The organism is Pseudomonas sp. ARP3 (genome assembly GCF_001029595.1).
Taxonomy (GTDB): domain Bacteria; phylum Pseudomonadota; class Gammaproteobacteria; order Pseudomonadales; family Pseudomonadaceae; genus Aquipseudomonas; species Aquipseudomonas rhodesiae.
The window spans coordinates 12,958-30,830 of sequence record NZ_LEKF01000030.1; the positions used below are offsets into that span (position 1 = coordinate 12,958).

Consider the following 17,873-nt stretch of genomic DNA (forward strand, 5'->3'; position numbering starts at 1 on the left):
GGCGACTCCAACGAGTCGCCAATGCTTTTGTTCGCCTCGAATTTGGAATAACGCAATGACTGACAGTCTCTTGAACACCCCGGTAAAACTCGGGCATCACACCTTGAACAACCGCGTCGTGCTGCCGCCCCTGACCCGCCAGCGCAGCGCGCAACCGGGCGACATCCCCACCGCGCTGATGGCCGAGTATTACCGCCAGCGTGCCAGCGCCGGCTTTATGGTCAGCGAAGGCACCCAGATCGAACCGCGCGGACAGGGCTATGCCTGGACGCCGGGTATCTACTCACCAGCCCAGATCGATGGCTGGCGCAAAGTCACCGATGCGGTGCACGCCGACGGCGGGGTGATCTTTGCCCAGCTGTGGCATGTGGGCCGCGTATCCCATAACGCCTTACAACCGGACGGTGCGGCACCGGTGGCACCCTCCGCGCTCCCGGCCTTGCAGGCCAAAGCCTTTATCCAGACCGGCCCGGGCGTCGGCGAGCTGAAGCAACCGCCGGTGCCGCGCGCCTTGAGCACGCTGGAAATCGAAGAATTAGTCGCGCAGTACGCCCAAGCGGCCCGCAATGCGCTGGACGCCGGCTTCGACGGCGTGGAGATCCACTCGGCCAACGGTTACCTGGTCAACCAGTTCATCTCGGCCCATTCCAACACCCGCGACGACCAATACGGCGGCTCGCTGCACAACCGCCTGCGCTTCCTGCGCGAGATTGTCGAAGCGGTGTGCAAAGTGGTCGGCCCGGAACGCCTGGGCGTGCGTTTTTCGCCGCTGTTCAGCGGCACCGATCAGGACCGCGTGTACATCGGCCTGGTAGAAGAAGACCCCCATCACACCTACATCGAAGCGATCAAGGTGCTGGAAGAATCGGGGATTGCCTATGTGTCCATCGCCGAAGCCGACTGGGACAACGCGCCGGACCTGCCCGACAGCTTCCGCGAAGCGGTACGCAGCACCTTCAGCGGCCGCATCATCTACGCCGGGCGCTACACCGCCGAACGCGGCGAGCGTCTGGTGCAGGCGGGGTTGGCGGATTTGATCGCGTTCGGTCGGCCTTTTATCGCCAACCCGGACCTGCCCCAGCGCCTGTTCAATGGCTGGCCGTTGAACCCGCTGCGGGAAGAGGGGATGTACGGTGGCGGTGAGGCGGGCTATATCGACTACCCCACCTACCTCAGATAATCACGCGGACAATGTGGGAGGGGGCTTGCCCCCGATAGCGATAGGACAGTCACAGCATCATTGACTGACCCACCTCTATCGGGAGCAAGCCCCCTCCCACATTGGTTTGTAGTGTTTTTGAATCAGGCGACCTGCAACACAATCTTGCCGATATGATCGCCGCCTTCCATCCGCGCATGGGCCTGGGCGGCGTCGGTGTAGGGGTAGACCTTGTCGATGATCGGCAGGCAGCGCCCGGCGGTGAGGACCGGCCAGATGTACTCGCGCAGTTGCTCGGCGATGGCGGCTTTTTCCGCGCCGGTGCGTGCGCGCAGCAGGGAACCGGTAATCACCGCGCGTTTGGCGAGGATGCTCAGCAGATCCACGTCATGGGCTTTGCCGCCGCCGAGGAAGCCGAGCATCACCAGGTGCCCGTCCATGGCCAGGGACTTGAGGTTATTGTTCAGGTACGAGGCGCCCATGATGTCGAGGATCACATCTACGCCATGGCCGTCGGTCTGTTGGGCGATGACATCGGCGAAGTCCTGCTCGCGGTAATTGATCGGTTCGGCGCCGAGTTTGGCGATGGCCGCGCATTTGTCGGCGCTGCCGGCGGTAGCGAACGCCTGGATGCCAAACTCGCGGCACAGCATCAGCGCGGTGGTGCCGATACCGCTGGTGCCGCCGTGAATCAGCACGCGCTGGCCGGTATGGGCATCGCCCAGGCCGAACAGGTTGGCCCAGACGGTGAAGAAGGTTTCCGGTACGGCGGCGGCCTGGATCCAGTCCATGCCTTCGGGGATCGGCAACGCCTGGCCGGCCGGAACCGCGCAGAACTGCGCATAACCGCCGCCGTTGGTCAGCGCACAGACCTTGTCGCCGATGGCGTATTCGCTAACGCCGTCGCCCAGCGCCACTACTTCCCCAGCCACTTCCAGCCCGGGGATCGGGCTCATGCCCGGTTTCATCGGGTACTTGCCGGCGCGTTGCAGAGCGTCGGGGCGATTGACCCCGGCGGCGTGCACACGAATCAGAATCTCACCGGGGCCAGCCTCCGGCACCGCCGCCTGACGCGGTTGCAGCACCTCGGGGCCACCGGGGGTGGTGATTTCGATCAAGGTCATTTCTTTTGGGAGTGTCATTCGAACGTTCCTGCAGCGATGAGCGTATGGGGTGGGACCGCGCCAAGCGGCCGGCGGTTCAGCGCGCGACGGTGAGCAGGTCAGCACAAGGCTGCAAGCGTGGGTGTGCATCTGCCCGCACCATCGGTGGCACCAAAAGGCCAACGAACAGGAAGCATATATGAATGACGGCAAAAACCAGGACTTCGGGTTGCTCTTTTTGCGCGTGAGCGGGGCGCTGTTTCTGCTGTGGGTGCATGGTTTGCCCAAGGTGCTGCACTACAGGGAACAACTGACGCTTATCGAAGACCCGTTCCACCTCGGTGCCCACGTGACCCTCGGGCTGGCGATTTTCGCCGAGGTGCTGTGCCCGCTGCTGATCGTGGCCGGGGTGCTGGTGCGTCTGGCGTGCCTGCCGATCATTGCCGTTTTAGTGATCGCCATGCTGGTGGTGCATCCGGAGTGGACGCTATTGGAGGGCCAATTCGGCTGGCTGCTGCTGATCATCTTCACCAGTCTTCTGATCGCCGGGCCTGGGCGGTTGGTGGTGGGCCAGCGTTTCTCTTGAGCAAAAAAAGGCCGGGCAAGCCCGGCCAAAACGAGAGGGTGTTTCAGCGGCTCAGGAATGCCAGCAGGTCTTCATTGAGTGCCTGGGCGTGGGTCACGGCAAAACCGTGGGGGGCGTCTTTGTACACCTTCAGCTCGGCGCCCTTGATCATCTCGGCGGCCACCTTGCCGGTGGTTTCGAACGGCACGATCTGGTCACCGTCGCCGTGGATCACCAGGGTCGGTACATCGACCTTGGCCATGTCTGCGCGGAAGTCGGTTTGCGAGAACGCGCTGACGCAGTCCACGGTCGACTTGAGGGACGCCAGCATGGCGATCTGCAGGGTCTGCGACAGCACGCCGTCGGAGACGGTCTGGCCTTTGTTCAGGCCGAAGAACGGCGTGTTGAAGTCCGCGATAAATTGCGCGCGATCCTTGAGCAGGCCGGCCTTGATTCCGTCGAACACTTCAGCCGGCACGCCCTGCGGGTAATCCGCAGCCTGGCCGAAAATCGGCGTGACCGCACCCAGCAACACCAGGCCGGCAACCCGTGCGCTGCCGTGGCGCCCGATGTAGCGCGCTACGTCGCCGCCGCCCATGGAGAAACCGACCAGCGTCACGTCGCGCAGGTCCAGGTGTTCGATCAGTTGCGCGATGTCATCGGCGAAGGTGTTGTAGTCGTTGCCGGTCCACGGCTGGTCGGAGCGGCCGAAACCACGGCGGTCGAAGGCGATGGTGCGGTAGCCGCGACTGCTGAGGTATTCCATCTGGTATTCCCACATATCGGCATCCAGTGGCCAGCCATGGCTGAACAACACGGGCTTACCGCTGCCCCAATCCTTGTAGTAGATCTGGGTACCGTCTTTGGCAACGAATGTGCTCATGGAAAACTCCTGGGTGGGTGAAAACCGTCACTATTGGGGTAAAGCGAATGGGCGGCTTGTACGCCTGTGCTTGCTTGAGGGTCACCAACTGAACTTGAGTTCGACCCCCAGGTAGTTGCTGTCATCGCCACCGGCGTCGCGCAGGGTTTGCCCGACCTGATAATGCACCGCCTCCACGGCGCCGCTGAGGTTGCCGGTAAAGGCATAGTCGGTGCGCAGTTGTGCATAGGCCCCGGTCCAACGCTCGCCCTGGCCCGCAGTGCCGGCGACCGGCAGGTTGGGCTGAGTGTAGACCGCGTCCTCGGTGGTCTGGCGCCAGAGCAAGCCGATGGCGGTTTGCACGCTGAGCTTGTCGATCGGCTTGACGGTGATGGACGGCTTGACGTGGATCAGGTTGCTGTACCCGGTGTAGCCGGCCAGGGAAAAATAATAGCCATTGGGGAACAGCGGGTTGAACGTACCGAGCGTGCCGTCACCGCTCTTGCGGTCGCCCGAGGCGATGTCCAGTTGCAGACCGATGCGCGGTTTCCAGGCCAGGCTGTCGAACGTGTAGCCAGTGCGGCTGCCACCGGCCCAGGCGCGAATATCCTTGCTGCCCACCGCGCCGCTTTGCAGCATCCCTTCGATGTCCCAGTCAAACCCCATGGCCGCGCCGCCCAGGCGTGCGTCGACCAGGTGGCGGGTTTCGTTGCCGTCCGCGTCCAGGTAGTGCGCGGAGCTGCGTTCGTACACGCCGTAATAGGCCGACAGCTCATTCTTGCCGCCCACCAGGCGCTCCACCCGGAGTAAGTGAAAGCGCGCGTCGCTGTTGGACTTGTCGTCGAAGTGCCGGCCGTCCTGGTACTGCACCGGTTGGCTGGCGAGGCCGATAAAACGCCAGTCCGCCGTCTCCCAGTCGGCCCACAGCGCATCGAACGACTGGCGCACATTCGGCCCGTCCCGCGATGAGATAAAACGCTGCAGGTCGAAGGCAAAGTCCTGGCGCCCTACGCGAGCTTTCAGGGTACCGCTGTCGAAGCGCTTCACGTATTCGGCGAACGCCAGGCGCAAGTCAACGCGGTTCTGGTCGGCCCCGCCCACTGTGGTTTTGTCGTAGGCCCGCACATCTTCAAGCTGGGTGAACAGTCGCCAGTGTTCGTTCAGGTGCAGGTCGGCGTGTACCTGAAAGCGCTGGATCAAATAGCGATCGCGGGCCACGTTCTTCACACCGAAACCGCTGGCGTCGTTCATCTCGAAGCGTTCGCGCAGCGTCGCGCCCAACGACAGGTAGGTGAACGGGTTGGCGCTGGACAAGGGTATGTACTTCAGGTTGTCCAGCGGCTGCGTGCGCAGCGCCGGATCCTTGAGTACCGACCAGTCTTCCTGCCAGCGATTGGTCTTGATCGTCGGGCGCGCCGGCTGCGGGTCGGCGTGGACGCTGCCGACCAGCAGCGGCCACAGCACGGCCAGGCTCCAGCCCGTACGACGAATCATTGGGCCGCGTTGAGTTGGTGAATCTCGGCGACGTAGCCACCCGGGAATTCAACCAGTGCGCTGCGCCGGCCTTTGCCGTCGAACGTCGGCACCAGCACCTTCGCGCCGGAACCGGTGGCCTTGCCCAGGGTGGCGCTCAGGTCGGCGACTTGATAGCCGGTGGTTTCATGCCCGAACGGGTAGGGCAGTTGACCGTTGGTGACCAGCACCGCCATGCGCCCGAACGGCGACTCGATGTCCACGCGACGGTAGGTGCCGTTGGCCTGGCCCACCTCTACGCCGGGTGCGTGTTTGTCATCACCCAGAACTTTGCCGTGGGAAAACCCCAGGAAGGCTTTGATGAACTCATCGGCGCGGTCGGCGGACAGGTACACGCGGTTTTCCGGCACGGTCTGGAACGCGGCGTAGTCCGGGGTCTTGGTGTGCCAGTAAAGCTGCATGTTCACACCGCCTGGCCACTGCACCACGGCGTCGCGGCCGATGGGGTCGGGGAAGTCGCTGACGATCACCGCCGCGCCGTTTGCCCGCGCGGCCTTGAGCGCCACGTCCATGTCCTTGACCAGATAACCGTTGCGTTCCTGGCCGAAGGGGTGCGGGATCGGCGTGGTAAAGCCGAACAGCGACACGGTGCCGGCCGGCGTCTGCAGCAATTGCGAAGTGGTGCTGCTCGGCACCGGCAACACGTTTACCACCACCTGGAGCGTGCTTTTCCCGCCGAAGGTGGCGAGAAAGCTCTGGGCAAACCGATCCACATCCGCCGGGGCGACGTACACGTGGCTGGTGTCATATTGCGGCGCTACGGCCACGCTTGGTGTCGCCGCGAATGCGTTGCCCATCATTGCGCCGGCCAGCAGCGTGACTGCCAGGCTTGCCCTGATTGCTTTGTTAACCATGCCCATTCTCCAGCGTTCTAGATGATCGAAAGCCGTGAGGTTAGGCGCCGGTGCGCAGGGGGAATTGTACGGGCGTGCTCGGTTGAACGTTTCAGCGTCTATGCTAGTCCACTGACCTCCAACGTCAGATCACATAGGTGAACGAAATGGCCAAGACTTACAGCTACGCCGCTCGGGACTCCAAGGATTCGCTCAAGCCCTTTACCTTCGAGCGCCGCGCGCCAGGGGCGGACGATGTTCAGATCGACATCCTCTATTGCGGCGTGTGCCACTCCGATTTGCACACCGCGCGCAACGAATGGAACAACACCCTTTACCCTTCGGTACCCGGCCACGAAATTGTCGGCCGCGTGACGGCGGTGGGCGCCAATGTGAAGAATTTCAAAGTCGGCGACCTGGCGGGCGTCGGTTGCATGGTCGACAGCTGCCAGCACTGTGCATCGTGCGCCGAGGGCGAGGAGCAGTACTGCGAGAACGGCTTTACCGGCACCTACAATGGCCCGGTGTTCGGTGGTGAAAACACCTATGGCGGGTACTCGGACAACATCGTGGTCAAGGAGAAATTCGTGCTGCGCATCTCCCACGATGCCAGCAACCTGGCCGCCGTGGCGCCGCTACTGTGCGCCGGCATCACCACCTATTCGCCGTTGCATCACTGGAAGGTTGGGCCGGGCAAAAAAGTCGGCGTGGTCGGCCTTGGTGGCCTCGGCCATATGGCAGTGAAAATTGCCCATGCCATGGGCGCCCATGTGACTTTGTTCACCACCTCGCCGAACAAGCGCGAAGACGGCCTGCGCCTGGGTGCCGACCAAGTGGTGGTGTCGAAGAACCCGGACGAAATGGCCGCCGTGGCCAACAGCCTGGACTTCATCCTCAACACCGTAGCCGCGCCGCATAACCTCGATGCGTTCCTCAACCTGCTCAAGCGCGACGGCACCATGACCCTGGTCGGTGCCCCCGACAGCCCGCACCCGTCGCCGACGGTCTTCAACCTGATCTTTAAACGCCGCAGCCTGGCCGGTTCGCTGATCGGCGGTATCCAGGAAACCCAGGACATGCTGGACTTCTGTGCCAAGCATGGGATTGTCTCGGACGTGGAAATGATCGACATCCAGGGCATCAATGAAGCCTATGAGCGCATGCTCAAGGGCGACGTGAAGTACCGCTTCGTGATCGATATGGACAGCTTGAAAAAGGAAAGCCACGCGGCTTGAAACTCAATCTGCCAACCCCTCTAGACCCCCTGCCACAGGGGGTCTGATTGGCTCAAACAGTTATCGAATAATTCAAGGCCGCTGTGGTTTGCCCGAGGTGCCGAAGGTATTGCCCATGCGCACGCTGGTCGCTGCCGGGGTGGCCAGGCCCACTTTGTTCGGCGGCCGTTTATCCACCCCGATGTTCTGCGCTTCACGGTTCTTGCTGGCCGCCTTGGCCGCCCGTGTGTCGTTGCCCATCTGCTGGCTCAAGCAGGCATAGTCGGGCGCTTTATACCCATCCACCGTTACCTCGGCGCAGCCATTGGCTGGGGGGGCGGCGGCGTGGGCAAGTGAGGCAAGTGTGGCGCACAGCAACAGGCTGGCAATGCACATCAAGCGTTTCATCGAGGGCCTCCTGGCGGGTCGTGGGCAATGGCTTTCACGCTCGCCAGTCTAGTGCAGCGCGCCTTACGTCACCGTGATGTTTTTTTTGCTTTGACCGTAACATCAGGTTCATAAACTGGCCTCAGGATGACGGTTTTCTAGGGCGCGTCGACCGTGCAGCGAGGCAAAGCGTGGGGTGAACAAAGGGCCTGGCGGCGCGCCGTATGCGCCCTGGCCTTGCTTTGCCTGCTGGCCGGTGGCGGCGTGGCCCAGGCCGATGCGCCGCTGCTGACACTGAACCTGCCGGCGCAGGACCTGGAACACGCCCTGCAAGCCTACAGCCGCGCCACCGGCATGGCGGTGCTGGTGGACCGCGAGTTGACGCGGGGCCGGCGTTCCATCGCGGTGCGCGGGCGTTTCACCGCGCAGGACGCACTGGCGATGTTGCTGACAGGGAGTGGCCTGATGGCCCGTTATGCACGCAGCGATGCGTTTACCTTGCAGATCCCCGAGATCAGCCCGCCGACGCCCACCCAAGGCGCGGCGGCGCGTCAGGCGGCGCGGATCAACAACAGTTATGCCACGGCCTTGCAACAGGCCATCGAGGCCAGCCTGTGCCGTTCGCCCCTGACCCGCCCCGGCAGTTTTCGTGCGCTGGTGCAGGTGTGGGTCAACCGCGATGGCCTGATCGAACACAGCCGGCTGGTCAGCTCCACCGGTGATGAACAACGCGATGACGCTCTGGTTCGCAGCCTGGCCGCTACCCGGGTCGAGCGCCCGGCGCCCAGTTCGCTGCGCCAACCGGTAACGTTGCTTTTAATGCCCGACACAACAGGAACACGCATGGAATGCACAGCAGCAAAAGGAGCCTGGAGCGGATGAAAGATACCGGGCACAGCACGATGGTCAGCTTGTTCCTGGCCTCCTATGAGGACTTCAAAGTCCGCCTGCGCAAGCGCCTGGGCTCGGAGGACCTGGCCAACGACGTGCTGCACGAAACCTACCTGCGGGTGGACCGCATGCAAGTGCCGCCCAACCTGGCGCAACCCAATGCTTATCTGTACCGCATGGCCTTGAATATCGCCGCCGACCGTCGTCAGGCGGATGCGCGCCTGCTTACCGGCAGCGAGGTGGAAGAACTGTTGCAAAGTGCCGATGAAGCCCAGGACCCGTTGCGGGTGGTGGGCGGCCAGAAAGAAATCCAGTCCCTGGTCAAGGCCCTCTACGAGCTGCCGGCGCGGCGCCGCAAGATCCTTATCGCGGCGCGCTTGGAGGAGGCGCCGCACCTGGAAATCTCCCAGCGTTTCGGCATTTCCACGCGCATGGTCGAGAAAGAAATCAAGGCTGCCCTCGGCCACTGTGCCAAGCGCCTGGAAAGAAAAGCGATTCAGCGGTTCGGTCCCGGCGCCGGAAAACCGTCTTAGTGTTGAGTCCCTGATAAAACCGTGAGTATGTGCGCGCTTGAATATTTTCCGCTTTCCCACCGCCCGGCAAACGCCTGCCGAACCTTTGCACGATGAAGCCCGCGACTGGCTGGTCCTGCTGACCTCGGGCCGCGCCACCGTGGCCGATGCCAAAGCGCTCAAAGCGTGGTGCGCCCAGAGCCCTGCGCATGCCCAGGCATTTGAACAGGCCAAAGGGTTGTGGCAGCAATTACGCGTGGCCGCCGAGCAGGCCGAGCGCCCACGGTCTATGGGGCGCCGTGCGTTTCTCGGCGGCGCGCTGGCGGCGTCGGCGGCGGCGTTTATGGTGCATGTCGGCGTGCCCGGCGGGTTGGCTGGGTTGACGGCGGATTACCGCACCGACGTCGGCGAGCAACGGCACGTGGCCTTGAGTGACGGGGTGAGCCTGGAACTCAACACCCAGACCCGCATCAGCCGGGTCGGGCAGGGCATCGAATTGCTTGAAGGCGAAGTGGAAGTCATCGCCCGCGCCGCGCAGCCGCTCAAGGTCCAGGCCGGTGCCGGCTGGATCAGCGCGGCGCAGGCGCGTTTCAATGTGCGGCACACCGACCACAATGTCTGCGTGACCTGCCTGGACGGCGCGTTGTCGGTGGACGTCGGCGGACGTAACGTGCGCCTGGACAGCGGCCTGCAGCTCACCTATGGCGCCGCCGGCCTGGGCGAACCCCAGACGGTGGACACCCAGGCCGTGGTGGCCTGGCGCGAGCAGGTGCTGGTGTTCAACAACGCCACCCTGGCCACTGTGGTCGATGAGATCAACCGCTACCGGCCGGGCATGCTGGTGCTGCTCAACAAACAACTCGGCCAGCGCCGCGTGCAGGCGCGTTTCAGCTTGCAGCAACTGGCCGGTGTGGCCCTGCTGATCCGCGATGCCTACGGGGCCAAATGCACGGAGTTGCCGGGTGGGGTGGTGTTGCTGAGTTGAGTGTTGGGTGATCCCTTTCTGACCCAGAGGAATTTAACTGTGGGAGGGCAAGTCTCCTCCCACCTTTTGAACTGTTTGAACACGTCCAACTGTGGGAGGGGGCTTGCTGTGGTGAGCGGGCTTGCCCCGCGCTGGGCTGCGAAGCAGCCCCATCCCAGGCGATGTGGTTTAGCTGACACACCGAGGTGCCTGGGTTTGGGGCCGCTTCGCAGCCCAGCGCGGGGCAAGCCCGCTCACCACAGAGTTAGCTCAACCTTTGAAACCTGTGTAGGGGCTATCGGAGCCAAATGCACCGAGCCACCGGTTGGTGGCCGAGAGGAATTTAACTGTGGGAGGGGGCTTGCCCCCGATGGCGGTGGGTCAGCCATACCTGTATCAGCTGACACGCCCTCATCGGGGGCAAGCCCCCTCCCAAAGTTTGCTCTTGCTGGGCAGAAACGCTACCGCAACGGCCCCACCACCTGGCGATAGCGTTCCACGCCTTGAGGTGTCTGCCTGACCAGTCGGATCTCCAGCCCCAAAGGGTCATCGCGGCGGTTGCCGCTCAATTGGCGCCAGCCTTTGTCGGCTTCCCATACCCGCACTTGCAGGTCGCTGACGCCACTCAATACCAGCACCCCATCCTTGGCCGCCGGCAATGGAAAGCGCGCGCGTGCCGGCGCGGCCGCGCGGTACAGGTCGTCGCCTTTGAGCCACCAGCGCACCCGTTGCAGGCCAGTGCCGGGGATGGCGGCGCTGCGGATCACCTCTAGCCTGAACCCCTTGGTGTCGGAGCTGCGCACCGTCAGCGCGGCCAGTCCGTCCGGGGTCTTGGTTTCGTCCGTCGGAACGCTCAATTCCACGCTGGCCCGCAGGCTGATGTCGCGCTCAAGCTGGTTCAAGGCCCGTAGTAATGCTTCGGTCTGTTCGGTGCTTGCCTGTAGGTGTTGATCGGCGCGGGTGACGCTGTCCAGGCCGCGCCAGGCGATCAGGCTGACCACCGCCATCAGCAAAATCGCCACCATCACTTCGATCAGGGTGAAGCCTTGCTGCGCGCGGTTCATGGTGCGCTCACCACGCGCAGCACACCGGCGGCGTCCCGTTGCAGGCTGAGGCGGTGTTGCCCGTCTGACAGCAGCACTCGCAACGGCGGGTTGATCCATTCGGCGTCAAGCACCAGGGTTTGGCGGGGCTCGATATCGATGTGCATGGGGGTGCTTTGCCACGGGCGCGGACGCAATTGAGGGTCGCCCTGGAAGGTGTCCAGGCTCAAGCCATCGTCGCTGCGGCGGCTGAAGCGAAAGCCCTTGGCGTCCACGCGCCAGGTAATCGGGCGACCGTCCGCGCGGGCTTCGGCCTGGGCCACTTGGAGCAATTGGCTCAGGCGTTCGGCGTCTTGGCGCAGCAGGTGCAGCGGGTCGGGCTTGATGCTCAGGCTGATGGCGGCACTGGCGATGCCGATGATCACCAGCACCACCATCAGCTCGATCAGGGTGAAGCCGCGTTGGTTCATCGGTCGGTGCCCGGTAAGTCAGGGTGTTTGTGAAATAAAAACGTGCGAATTGCGCGGTAGGCTGATGGCACGGACAAACAGGAGGTCCCGCTCATGGCAATTTCCCTGCGTCTTTGCGCAGCCCACGGCGTGCAGGTCGGCGCGCTGCTGGCCGCGTTGGCTGCGGTGGTGGTGTGGACGCCGCTGTTGCTCACGTCCGCCGAATCCCATACGCCCGCTGCCACGCCCCAGGCCCTGGCGGCGCGCAGCGATAACCCGGCATTGCAATGGTTCTCCACCACGCCGACGGCGGTGCAGGTCAAGGTCACCGGGGTGCTGGCCGGGGCCCGTGGCGCGGTGGCGATCCTCAGCCTCAATGACGGCCCGCCGCGCAGTTTCCAGGTGGGCGAACGCCTCGCCCCAGGGGTGCGCTTGACGCTCATTGAAGGCGACGCGGTGCAGATCGAGCGCGGCGGTGAAACCCTGCAGGTCAAGATGAACAAATTGCCGGATGCGCCGGCGCTGGCGCCGCTCACTCGGCCCTGACCTGGGTGGTCAGGCGCGCCAGCGGTGGCGCCTCGCGGCTGGCGTCGAGTACTTGCACCTGCACCTGATACAGCGGGCCCGCACGTTCGATGGTCTGCTCGCAGCGTAATTTCAAGCGACCCTGATCACAGTCGAAGGTCTTTCTGCCACTGCGCAGTTGCCCCTCCAGACGCAGCTCCGCCAGGCGACTCTGCGCCGCGAGCAAAGCCATGGACTTGTCCCGCAACAGCCCGTTGCTCTGGGTCATCACCCCGGCCACGCGCACGGCAGCGGCCATGGCCACGGCGATAATTGCCAGCGCCACCAGCACTTCAATCAACGTAAAACCTTGCGCGTGGCGATAGCCGTGCATGGCGCTCTCCAAGCCCGGAAACAGGCCCGCAGACTAGCGCGGCGAGTTGACCGATTGGCGACCGAAGCTCCCGAGGATTTTCAATACGACTGACATGTCTTCTTGCAACACTGCGCCCCGAACCGCACTCACCCCAAGGAATGTCGAGATGGATATCGCGCGCCTGACCTGCCCACTGCCCAGCCCTCGCGGCCAGCGTGGTTTTACCCTGATCGAGATCATGGTGGTGGTGGTGATCCTCGGGATTCTCGCCGCAATGGTGGTGCCCAAAGTGCTCGACCGTCCGGATCAGGCCCGCGCCACCGCCGCCCGGCAGGACATCGGCGGGTTGATGCAGGCGCTGAAGCTCTATCGCCTCGATCACGGCACTTACCCGAGCATGAACCAGGGCCTGAAAGTGCTGGTGGAGCGCCCGGCGGATGCCAAGAACAGCAACTGGCGCGCCTACCTCGACCGCTTGCCCAACGATCCTTGGGGCCACCCGTATCACTACCTCAACCCGGGTGCCAATGGTGAAATCGACGTGTTCTCCCTGGGCGCCGACGGCCAACCCGATGGCGACGGTGTAAATGCCGATATCGGCTCCTGGCAGTTGTAAGGCCCGCCATGAAACGGCATTCGCCCATGACGGCGAAGCAGCGCGGCATGGCGATTATCAGCGCCTTGCTGATCGCGGCGGTGGTGGCGGTGATTGCCGCCGGTCTGCTGACGCGCCAGCGCGTGTTCACCCGCAGCCTGGAGGCCGAGCAATTGCGTATCCAGGGCCAGTGGTTATTGCTTGGTGCGTTGGAGGACAGTCGGCAGCGGCTATGGGAGGCGCGTCAGAAGGACGTGCTGACCCGTCTCGACCAACCGTGGGCGCGTGCTCAAAAAGGCCTATTTGAAGGGCGCCTGGAAGACGAGCAGGGCAAGTTCAACCTGCGCAATCTGGTCAACCGGGGGCGGCCGGATGCCGAGCAGGTGCAGAACTTCGAACGGTTGTGCGGCTTGATCGGCGTTGACGGGGCGTTGAGTCGCCGCATCAGTCAGCGGGTGATCGCCTCGTATGACCAAACCAACCAACCGGCCAAGTACCCGATGCTGCGCAGCCTTGACGACCTGAGCAGTGTGGAAGGGCTCGACCCGCTGCTGTTGCAGCGCATGCAGGGGTTTGTCAGCGTGTTGCCCGGGGTCACCTGGGTCAACGGCAACACCGCCCGCGCCGAAGTGCTCAGCGCGGTGGTACCGGGGTTGAGCCTGAGCCAGGCCCAGGCGCTGGTGGCCGAACGGGACGGCGGGCGCTGGTTTATCAACCGTGGCGATTTCGTCAACCGCCTGCACTTGCCCCAGGTGGCGGTGGAGTCGGTGCTGGTGGGCATCACCAGTGAGTGGTTTCGCCTGCAAGGCCAGACCCGCCGCGAACAGCGCCGGGTAACCCTCGACGCCTTGTTGCACCGCCCGGAAAATCGCCAGCCCCAGGTGATCTGGTCGCGGGTGGGGGCATGAAGCGTCTGCGTATCGGCTTGCCGCCCCTCGACCAACTGAGTGTCGACAGCCCGGTGACCTTCGCCTGGCTTGAACGTGGCGCGGTGGTGGCCCACGGGCAGGCCAGCCTGGCCGAACTGGGCAAGACTCGCCAGCCCTTGGACTGTTTTCTGCACCCGCGTGACAGCCTGCTGACCTGTCTGGAGCTGCCGCCGCTGCCGCCGAGCAAAACCCATGCAGCGGTGACCTGCGCGGCGCAGGCGCTGGTGCTGGGGCCGCTGGAGCAGATGCACGTCGCTCACGGCCCACGGGGCAGCGATGGGCGCGTGCAGGTGGGCTGGGTGCCCAAGGCCGGGCTGGCGCGGTTGGCTCAAGTGTTGAGCCAGGCGCAACTGAAGCTGCGCGGTCTGTATCCGGCGCCCTATGCCTTGCCGGTGGGCGGCGCAGCGTTAGAGGACGGCTACGGCCTGAGTCGCGACAGCCTGCACCTGGCGACGGTGCATCCGCTGGGCTTGCCGCCACTGGCGACGCCCCCGCTGGAGCCCGCGCAGCGCTGGAGCGGTGCGCTGCCCGGCTGGGGCTTGCAAGCGCGCCCAAGCCAACCGTCGGGCGCCGGCTGGGGTAGGGCGCTGGCGTGCGTCGCGCTGGCCGTCGCCCTCTGGACCCTCGGCCTCAACCTATACGCTGCCCGGCAGGCTAACGAAGGCCAACGGCTCAAGACGCAGATGAGCCAGCAAGTGCGCCAGGCGTTTCCCGAATTGCCGGTGGTGCTCAACCCCTTGCAGCAGGCGCGACAACAATTGGCCGCGCGCCAGGGCGGTACGGACACCGGCCCGCGTTTCAGCGCCTTGCTGCAACTGGTCGGCAACCAGCTGCCGTTTATGGTCGGCAGTGTTGAGCAATTGACCTTCGAGCAAGGCCGCCTGCACTTGGCGCTGCTGGTCGGCAGTCGTCAGCCGGCGCAGCCGGGGGATTGGCAAGCGGCGTTGGCCCAGGCCGGCTTTGCCGCCACGCGCGATGAGCAGGGCTGGAGCATCGGCCCCACACAACCTGTCGAGAACGCCGAGGCCAGCGATGAATAAGTGGCTGCGCGTGCGCGGCCAGGCCCAGGTGTTCTGGGCCGGTCTGGCCCAGCGTGAAAAACGCCTGCTGATCGGTGCCGGGCTGCTGCTGGCCAGCCTGTTGACCTGGCTGGTGCTGGTGCAGCCGGCCTTGAAAAAAATCGCTTACTGGCAGGCCGAAACCCCCAAGCTGCGCGCCCAGGCCGAAGCCCTGCAGGTGTTGCTGCAGGATGTCGCCGCACCCCAGGTCGCCGACGACAACGCGCTGCGCCAGGCCCTTGATGGCGCCGGTCTGCGCGGCCATTACCAATTGCAGGCGCTGGACCCCGGCGCATGGCGCCTGACCTTCGACAATGCCCCGGCCGACGCGGCGCTGGGCTGGCTGCTGGGCAATGTACGCACGTTTTCTCTGGAGGTGTCCGAAGCGCGTCTACAACGTGCCGAGGATGCTGTCGACAACTCGGCCGGCACTGTGTCCGGGACCGTTCGCATGGATCAGGCGCTTGGCGCTAAGGACGCTTCATGAAGTGGTCAGTCCCCCCGTTTCGCACCGTTGCGCCGCTGCTGTTGCTGGCCCTCAGTGCGTGCAGTTCCCAGGAGGCGCACAAACCCTTGCTGGTGGACAGCGAACTCGGCCAGCCCTTGGCCGACACTCGCCGTAGCGGTGCAACCGCGCTGGATCGCCAACGCGAGCCGGCCGCCAGGCCCCCGGTCAAGCACGCGGTGACCAGCAGCGCCCGTGGCCAGGCCCCGGCCACCGTGAAGGTGCGCAACCCGCTGGGGGACCAGCCGGTGCAGCTCAACTTTGTCGATGCCGATATCCAGGCTGTGGTGCGCGCGTTGTCCCGTGCCACCGGCCAGCAATTCCTGGTGGACCCTCGGGTCAAAGGCAACCTGACCCTGGTCAGCGAAGGCCAGGTGCCGGCCCATCAGGCTTACGACATGCTGCTGGCGGCACTGCGCATGCAGGGTTTCAGCGTGGTGGACGTGGGTGGGGTGGCCCAGGTGGTGCCGGAGGCGGATGCCAAGCTGCTCGGCGGGCCGATCTATAGCGCCGGCAGCAGCGGCATGCAGACCCGCACCTTTCGCCTGCAATATGAAAACGCGGTCAACCTGATCCCGGTGCTGCGCCCGATCGTGTCGCCAAACAACCCGATCAACGCATACCCCGGCAATAACAGCATCGTGATCACCGATTACGCCGACAACCTCGCGCGCGTCGCGCAGATCATCAGCGGTATCGACACCCCCAGTGCCATCGACACCGATGTGGTACAGGTGCAGAACGGCATCGCCGTGGACATCGCGGCCATGGTCGCCGAACTGTTGGAGACCCAGGGCGCGGACCCCACCCAGAAGATCAATGTGGTGGGCGACCCGCGCTCCAACTCCATCATCATCCGCGCCGGCAGCCCCGAGCGCACCGAGCTGGCGCGCAACCTGATCTACAAACTCGACAACGCCCAGAGCAACCCCAGCAATATGCATGTGGTGTATTTGCGCAACGCCCAGGCCGGCAAACTGGCGCAGTCATTGCGTGGGTTGCTGACCGGCGAAAGTGAGTCGGGTGTCAGCGATGAAGCGCGCAACAAGCTCAGCGCCATGGGCGGCAACAGCCTGAACACGACAGCCGGCGGCGCAGCCCAGACCGGTAGCGGCACGCCCACCGGCAGCGGCGTGCAGCCCGTCTATGGGCAAACCGGCGCGGCCACCACCGCAACCAGCGGCACCAGCGCCGCCAGCGATCAAAACACCGCGTTCAGTGCCGGCGGGGTGACCATCCAGGCCGACGCCACCACCAATACCTTGCTGATCTCCGCGCCGGACCCGTTGTACCGCAACCTGCGCGAGGTGATCGACATGCTCGATCAGCGCCGCGCCCAGGTGGTGATCGAAAGCCTCATCGTCGAGGTGGGGGAAGATGACGCCACCGAGTTTGGCGTGCAATGGCAGGCCGGCAACCTGGGGGGCAACGGCGCGTTTGGCGGGGTCAACCTGGGCGGCACTGGTATCAATGGCAGCCCCGCCAGCAAAACCACTATCGACGTGCTGCCCAAGGGCCTGAATATCGGCCTGGTGGACGGCACCGTGGATATCCCGGGGATCGGCAAAGTGCTGGACCTCAAGGTGCTGGCCCGTGCGTTGAAAAGCAAAGGCGGCACCAATGTGCTGTCCACGCCGAACCTGCTGACCCTGGACAACGAAGCCGCGAGTATTTTCGTCGGCCAGACCATTCCCTTCGTCACCGGCAGCTATGTGACCGGCGGCGGAGGCACCAGCAACAACCCGTTCCAGACCGTCACGCGCGAAGAGGTCGGGCTCAAGCTCAACGTACGCCCGCAGATTTCCGAAGGCGGCACGGTGAAGCTGGATATCTATCAAGAGGTCAGCAGCCTGGATGCGCGGGCAACCGTGAGTGCCGGCGCGGTGACCAACAAGCGCGCGATCGACACCAGCATCCTCTTGGATGACGGGCAGATCATGGTGCTCGGCGGTCTGTTGCAGGACGGCTACAGCCAGAGCAACGACGCGGTGCCGTGGCTGTCGGATATCCCCGGGCTGGGGGCGCTGTTCCGCAATCAAAAGCGCAGCGTCAACAAGACCAACCTGATGGTGTTCCTGCGGCCCTACATCATCCGCGACAGCGGCGCCGGGCGCAGCATCACCGTGAACCGCTACAACTTCATGCGCCGCGCCCAGGGCGCATTGCAACCGGAACACAGTTGGGCCATGCCGGACGTGCAGGCGCCGCAGTTGCCGGCGGTGGAGAGGGCGATTCCGGGCGCGCAACCGGGGCCGAGGGCTGCTATCCGCGCAGTGCCGGTGGGCGCACGACCATGAATTTAAATGAAGATCCAAATGTGGGAGGGGGCTTGCCCCCGCTGAGGGTGTGCCAGCCACAGACGTACAAACTGATCCACCGCTATCGCGGGCA

20 protein-coding genes are annotated in these 17,873 nt (G+C 64.4%); 12 read left to right on the plus strand and 8 right to left on the minus strand.

All coding sequences use genetic code 11. The features are described from left to right. Positions 1-55: 55 nt before the first annotated feature. Positions 56-1,180: an alkene reductase gene (locus tag ABX75_RS25470; protein ID WP_040267957.1), complete on the plus strand. Its 1,125-nt coding sequence runs from the start codon at positions 56-58 to the stop codon at positions 1,178-1,180. Between the two features lie 122 nt (positions 1,181-1,302). On the opposite strand, the gene ABX75_RS25475 is transcribed toward ABX75_RS25470, so the two are convergent. Beyond that, on the minus strand, positions 1,303-2,301 hold the full coding sequence (locus ABX75_RS25475) for an NAD(P)H-quinone oxidoreductase (protein WP_034096901.1): 999 nt from the start codon (positions 2,299-2,301) through the stop codon (positions 1,303-1,305). 160 nt (positions 2,302-2,461) lie between these two features. Here ABX75_RS25475 and ABX75_RS25480 point away from each other — a divergent pair, with 160 nt between their 5' ends. Then, positions 2,462-2,848, plus strand: a complete 387-nt coding sequence (locus tag ABX75_RS25480) for a DoxX family protein (RefSeq protein WP_047882910.1) — start codon at positions 2,462-2,464, stop codon at positions 2,846-2,848. A gap of 43 nt (positions 2,849-2,891) precedes the next feature. Here the strand turns inward: ABX75_RS25480 and ABX75_RS25485 are convergent, their stop codons facing one another. The 3 genes from ABX75_RS25485 to ABX75_RS25495 all read right to left on the minus strand — a co-directional run bounded on the left by ABX75_RS25485 (position 2,892) and on the right by ABX75_RS25495 (position 6,076). Further along, entirely contained in the window at positions 2,892-3,710 is an 819-nt protein-coding gene (locus ABX75_RS25485; protein WP_047882882.1) for an alpha/beta fold hydrolase, read from the minus strand. A gap of 81 nt (positions 3,711-3,791) precedes the next feature. Further along, a complete protein-coding gene (locus ABX75_RS25490) occupies positions 3,792-5,183 on the minus strand; it encodes an alginate export family protein (RefSeq protein WP_047882883.1) in 1,392 nt (463 codons plus the stop codon). Next, positions 5,180-6,076 (minus strand): VOC family protein, encoded by an 897-nt coding sequence (locus ABX75_RS25495; protein ID WP_047882884.1) that lies wholly within the window; start codon positions 6,074-6,076, stop codon positions 5,180-5,182. Before ABX75_RS25495 ends, ABX75_RS25490 begins: the two co-directional genes overlap by 4 nt. 146 nt (positions 6,077-6,222) lie before the next feature. Here ABX75_RS25495 and ABX75_RS25500 point away from each other — a divergent pair, with 146 nt between their 5' ends. Then, the gene (locus ABX75_RS25500; protein ID WP_034096906.1) at positions 6,223-7,290 is read left to right on the plus strand and encodes an NAD(P)-dependent alcohol dehydrogenase; all 1,068 of its coding nucleotides are present in this window, start codon (positions 6,223-6,225) and stop codon (positions 7,288-7,290) included. A 72-nt stretch (positions 7,291-7,362) separates the two neighbouring features. Here the strand turns inward: ABX75_RS25500 and ABX75_RS25505 are convergent, their stop codons facing one another. After that, positions 7,363-7,677 (minus strand): hypothetical protein, encoded by a 315-nt coding sequence (locus ABX75_RS25505; RefSeq protein ID WP_047882885.1) that lies wholly within the window; start codon positions 7,675-7,677, stop codon positions 7,363-7,365. 216 nt (positions 7,678-7,893) lie between these two features. Here ABX75_RS25505 and ABX75_RS25510 point away from each other — a divergent pair, with 216 nt between their 5' ends. Genes ABX75_RS25510 through ABX75_RS25520 form a run of 3 tightly spaced genes read left to right on the plus strand, consistent with a single transcriptional unit; the run spans position 7,894 to position 10,044 of the window. Then, positions 7,894-8,538 (plus strand): secretin and TonB N-terminal domain-containing protein, encoded by a 645-nt coding sequence (locus tag ABX75_RS25510; RefSeq protein WP_034096968.1) that lies wholly within the window; start codon positions 7,894-7,896, stop codon positions 8,536-8,538. Continuing rightward, positions 8,535-9,080: an RNA polymerase sigma factor gene (locus ABX75_RS25515; protein ID WP_034096908.1), complete on the plus strand. Its 546-nt coding sequence runs from the start codon at positions 8,535-8,537 to the stop codon at positions 9,078-9,080. The genes ABX75_RS25510 and ABX75_RS25515 overlap by 4 nt, the downstream gene beginning before the upstream one ends. A 37-nt stretch (positions 9,081-9,117) precedes the next feature. After that, positions 9,118-10,044, plus strand: coding sequence for a FecR domain-containing protein (locus ABX75_RS25520; protein ID WP_034096909.1), 927 nt, complete (start codon positions 9,118-9,120; stop codon positions 10,042-10,044). Positions 10,045-10,484: 440 nt separating this feature from the next. Here ABX75_RS25520 and ABX75_RS25525 read toward each other — a convergent pair whose 3' ends face one another. Both ABX75_RS25525 and gspH read right to left on the minus strand, forming a co-directional pair. Further along, on the minus strand, positions 10,485-11,087 hold the full coding sequence (locus ABX75_RS25525) for a type II secretion system protein J (RefSeq protein ID WP_034113026.1): 603 nt from the start codon (positions 11,085-11,087) through the stop codon (positions 10,485-10,487). Continuing rightward, on the minus strand, positions 11,084-11,536 hold the full coding sequence (gene gspH, locus ABX75_RS25530; protein ID WP_047882886.1) for a type II secretion system minor pseudopilin GspH: 453 nt from the start codon (positions 11,534-11,536) through the stop codon (positions 11,084-11,086). The genes ABX75_RS25525 and gspH overlap by 4 nt, the downstream gene beginning before the upstream one ends. Positions 11,537-11,629: 93 nt before the next feature. Here gspH and ABX75_RS25535 point away from each other — a divergent pair, with 93 nt between their 5' ends. After that, the gene (locus ABX75_RS25535; RefSeq protein WP_034096912.1) at positions 11,630-12,061 is read left to right on the plus strand and encodes a type II secretion system protein N; all 432 of its coding nucleotides are present in this window, start codon (positions 11,630-11,632) and stop codon (positions 12,059-12,061) included. Here the strand turns inward: ABX75_RS25535 and gspI are convergent. Next, entirely contained in the window at positions 12,048-12,413 is a 366-nt protein-coding gene (gene gspI, locus ABX75_RS25540) for a type II secretion system minor pseudopilin GspI (RefSeq protein WP_034113028.1), read from the minus strand. The two genes, ABX75_RS25535 and gspI, sit on opposite strands and share 14 nt — an antisense overlap. Positions 12,414-12,561: 148 nt before the next feature. Here gspI and gspG point away from each other — a divergent pair, with 148 nt between their 5' ends. Genes gspG through gspD form a run of 5 tightly spaced genes read left to right on the plus strand, consistent with a single transcriptional unit; the run spans position 12,562 to position 17,779 of the window. Then, a complete protein-coding gene (gene gspG / locus ABX75_RS25545) occupies positions 12,562-13,011 on the plus strand; it encodes a type II secretion system major pseudopilin GspG (protein ID WP_034096914.1) in 450 nt (149 codons plus the stop codon). A gap of 8 nt (positions 13,012-13,019) precedes the next feature. Beyond that, a complete protein-coding gene (gene gspK / locus ABX75_RS25550; protein ID WP_158248579.1) occupies positions 13,020-13,898 on the plus strand; it encodes a type II secretion system minor pseudopilin GspK in 879 nt (292 codons plus the stop codon). Beyond that, on the plus strand, positions 13,895-14,959 hold the full coding sequence (gene gspL / locus ABX75_RS25555) for a type II secretion system protein GspL (RefSeq protein ID WP_047882887.1): 1,065 nt from the start codon (positions 13,895-13,897) through the stop codon (positions 14,957-14,959). The genes gspK and gspL overlap by 4 nt, the downstream gene beginning before the upstream one ends. Next, positions 14,952-15,464, plus strand: coding sequence for a type II secretion system protein GspM (gene gspM, locus ABX75_RS25560; RefSeq protein ID WP_047882888.1), 513 nt, complete (start codon positions 14,952-14,954; stop codon positions 15,462-15,464). Before gspL ends, gspM begins: the two co-directional genes overlap by 8 nt. Then, the gene (gene gspD, locus ABX75_RS25565; protein WP_047882889.1) at positions 15,461-17,779 is read left to right on the plus strand and encodes a type II secretion system secretin GspD; all 2,319 of its coding nucleotides are present in this window, start codon (positions 15,461-15,463) and stop codon (positions 17,777-17,779) included. The genes gspM and gspD overlap by 4 nt, the downstream gene beginning before the upstream one ends. The last annotated feature ends 94 nt before the right edge of the window (positions 17,780-17,873 follow it).

Excerpts from the sequence above, each read along its gene's own strand:
- ABX75_RS25470 (WP_040267957.1), top strand. The coding sequence starts at position 56 with ATGACTGACAGTCTCTTGAACACCCCGGTAAAACTCGGGCATCACACC.
- ABX75_RS25475 (WP_034096901.1), bottom strand. The coding sequence starts at position 2,301 with ATGACACTCCCAAAAGAAATGACCTTGATCGAAATCACCACCCCCGGT.
- ABX75_RS25480 (WP_047882910.1), top strand. The coding sequence starts at position 2,462 with ATGAATGACGGCAAAAACCAGGACTTCGGGTTGCTCTTTTTGCGCGTG.
- ABX75_RS25485 (WP_047882882.1), bottom strand. The coding sequence starts at position 3,710 with ATGAGCACATTCGTTGCCAAAGACGGTACCCAGATCTACTACAAGGAT.
- ABX75_RS25490 (WP_047882883.1), bottom strand. The coding sequence starts at position 5,183 with ATGATTCGTCGTACGGGCTGGAGCCTGGCCGTGCTGTGGCCGCTGCTG.
- ABX75_RS25495 (WP_047882884.1), bottom strand. The coding sequence starts at position 6,076 with ATGGTTAACAAAGCAATCAGGGCAAGCCTGGCAGTCACGCTGCTGGCC.
- ABX75_RS25500 (WP_034096906.1), top strand. The coding sequence starts at position 6,223 with ATGGCCAAGACTTACAGCTACGCCGCTCGGGACTCCAAGGATTCGCTC.
- ABX75_RS25505 (WP_047882885.1), bottom strand. The coding sequence starts at position 7,677 with ATGAAACGCTTGATGTGCATTGCCAGCCTGTTGCTGTGCGCCACACTT.
- ABX75_RS25515 (WP_034096908.1), top strand. The coding sequence starts at position 8,535 with ATGAAAGATACCGGGCACAGCACGATGGTCAGCTTGTTCCTGGCCTCC.
- ABX75_RS25525 (WP_034113026.1), bottom strand. The coding sequence starts at position 11,087 with ATGAACCGCGCGCAGCAAGGCTTCACCCTGATCGAAGTGATGGTGGCG.
- gspH (WP_047882886.1), bottom strand. The coding sequence starts at position 11,536 with ATGAACCAACGCGGCTTCACCCTGATCGAGCTGATGGTGGTGCTGGTG.
- ABX75_RS25535 (WP_034096912.1), top strand. The coding sequence starts at position 11,630 with ATGGCAATTTCCCTGCGTCTTTGCGCAGCCCACGGCGTGCAGGTCGGC.
- gspI (WP_034113028.1), bottom strand. The coding sequence starts at position 12,413 with ATGCACGGCTATCGCCACGCGCAAGGTTTTACGTTGATTGAAGTGCTG.
- gspG (WP_034096914.1), top strand. The coding sequence starts at position 12,562 with ATGGATATCGCGCGCCTGACCTGCCCACTGCCCAGCCCTCGCGGCCAG.
- gspK (WP_158248579.1), top strand. The coding sequence starts at position 13,020 with ATGAAACGGCATTCGCCCATGACGGCGAAGCAGCGCGGCATGGCGATT.
- gspL (WP_047882887.1), top strand. The coding sequence starts at position 13,895 with ATGAAGCGTCTGCGTATCGGCTTGCCGCCCCTCGACCAACTGAGTGTC.
- gspM (WP_047882888.1), top strand. The coding sequence starts at position 14,952 with ATGAATAAGTGGCTGCGCGTGCGCGGCCAGGCCCAGGTGTTCTGGGCC.
- gspD (WP_047882889.1), top strand. The coding sequence starts at position 15,461 with ATGAAGTGGTCAGTCCCCCCGTTTCGCACCGTTGCGCCGCTGCTGTTG.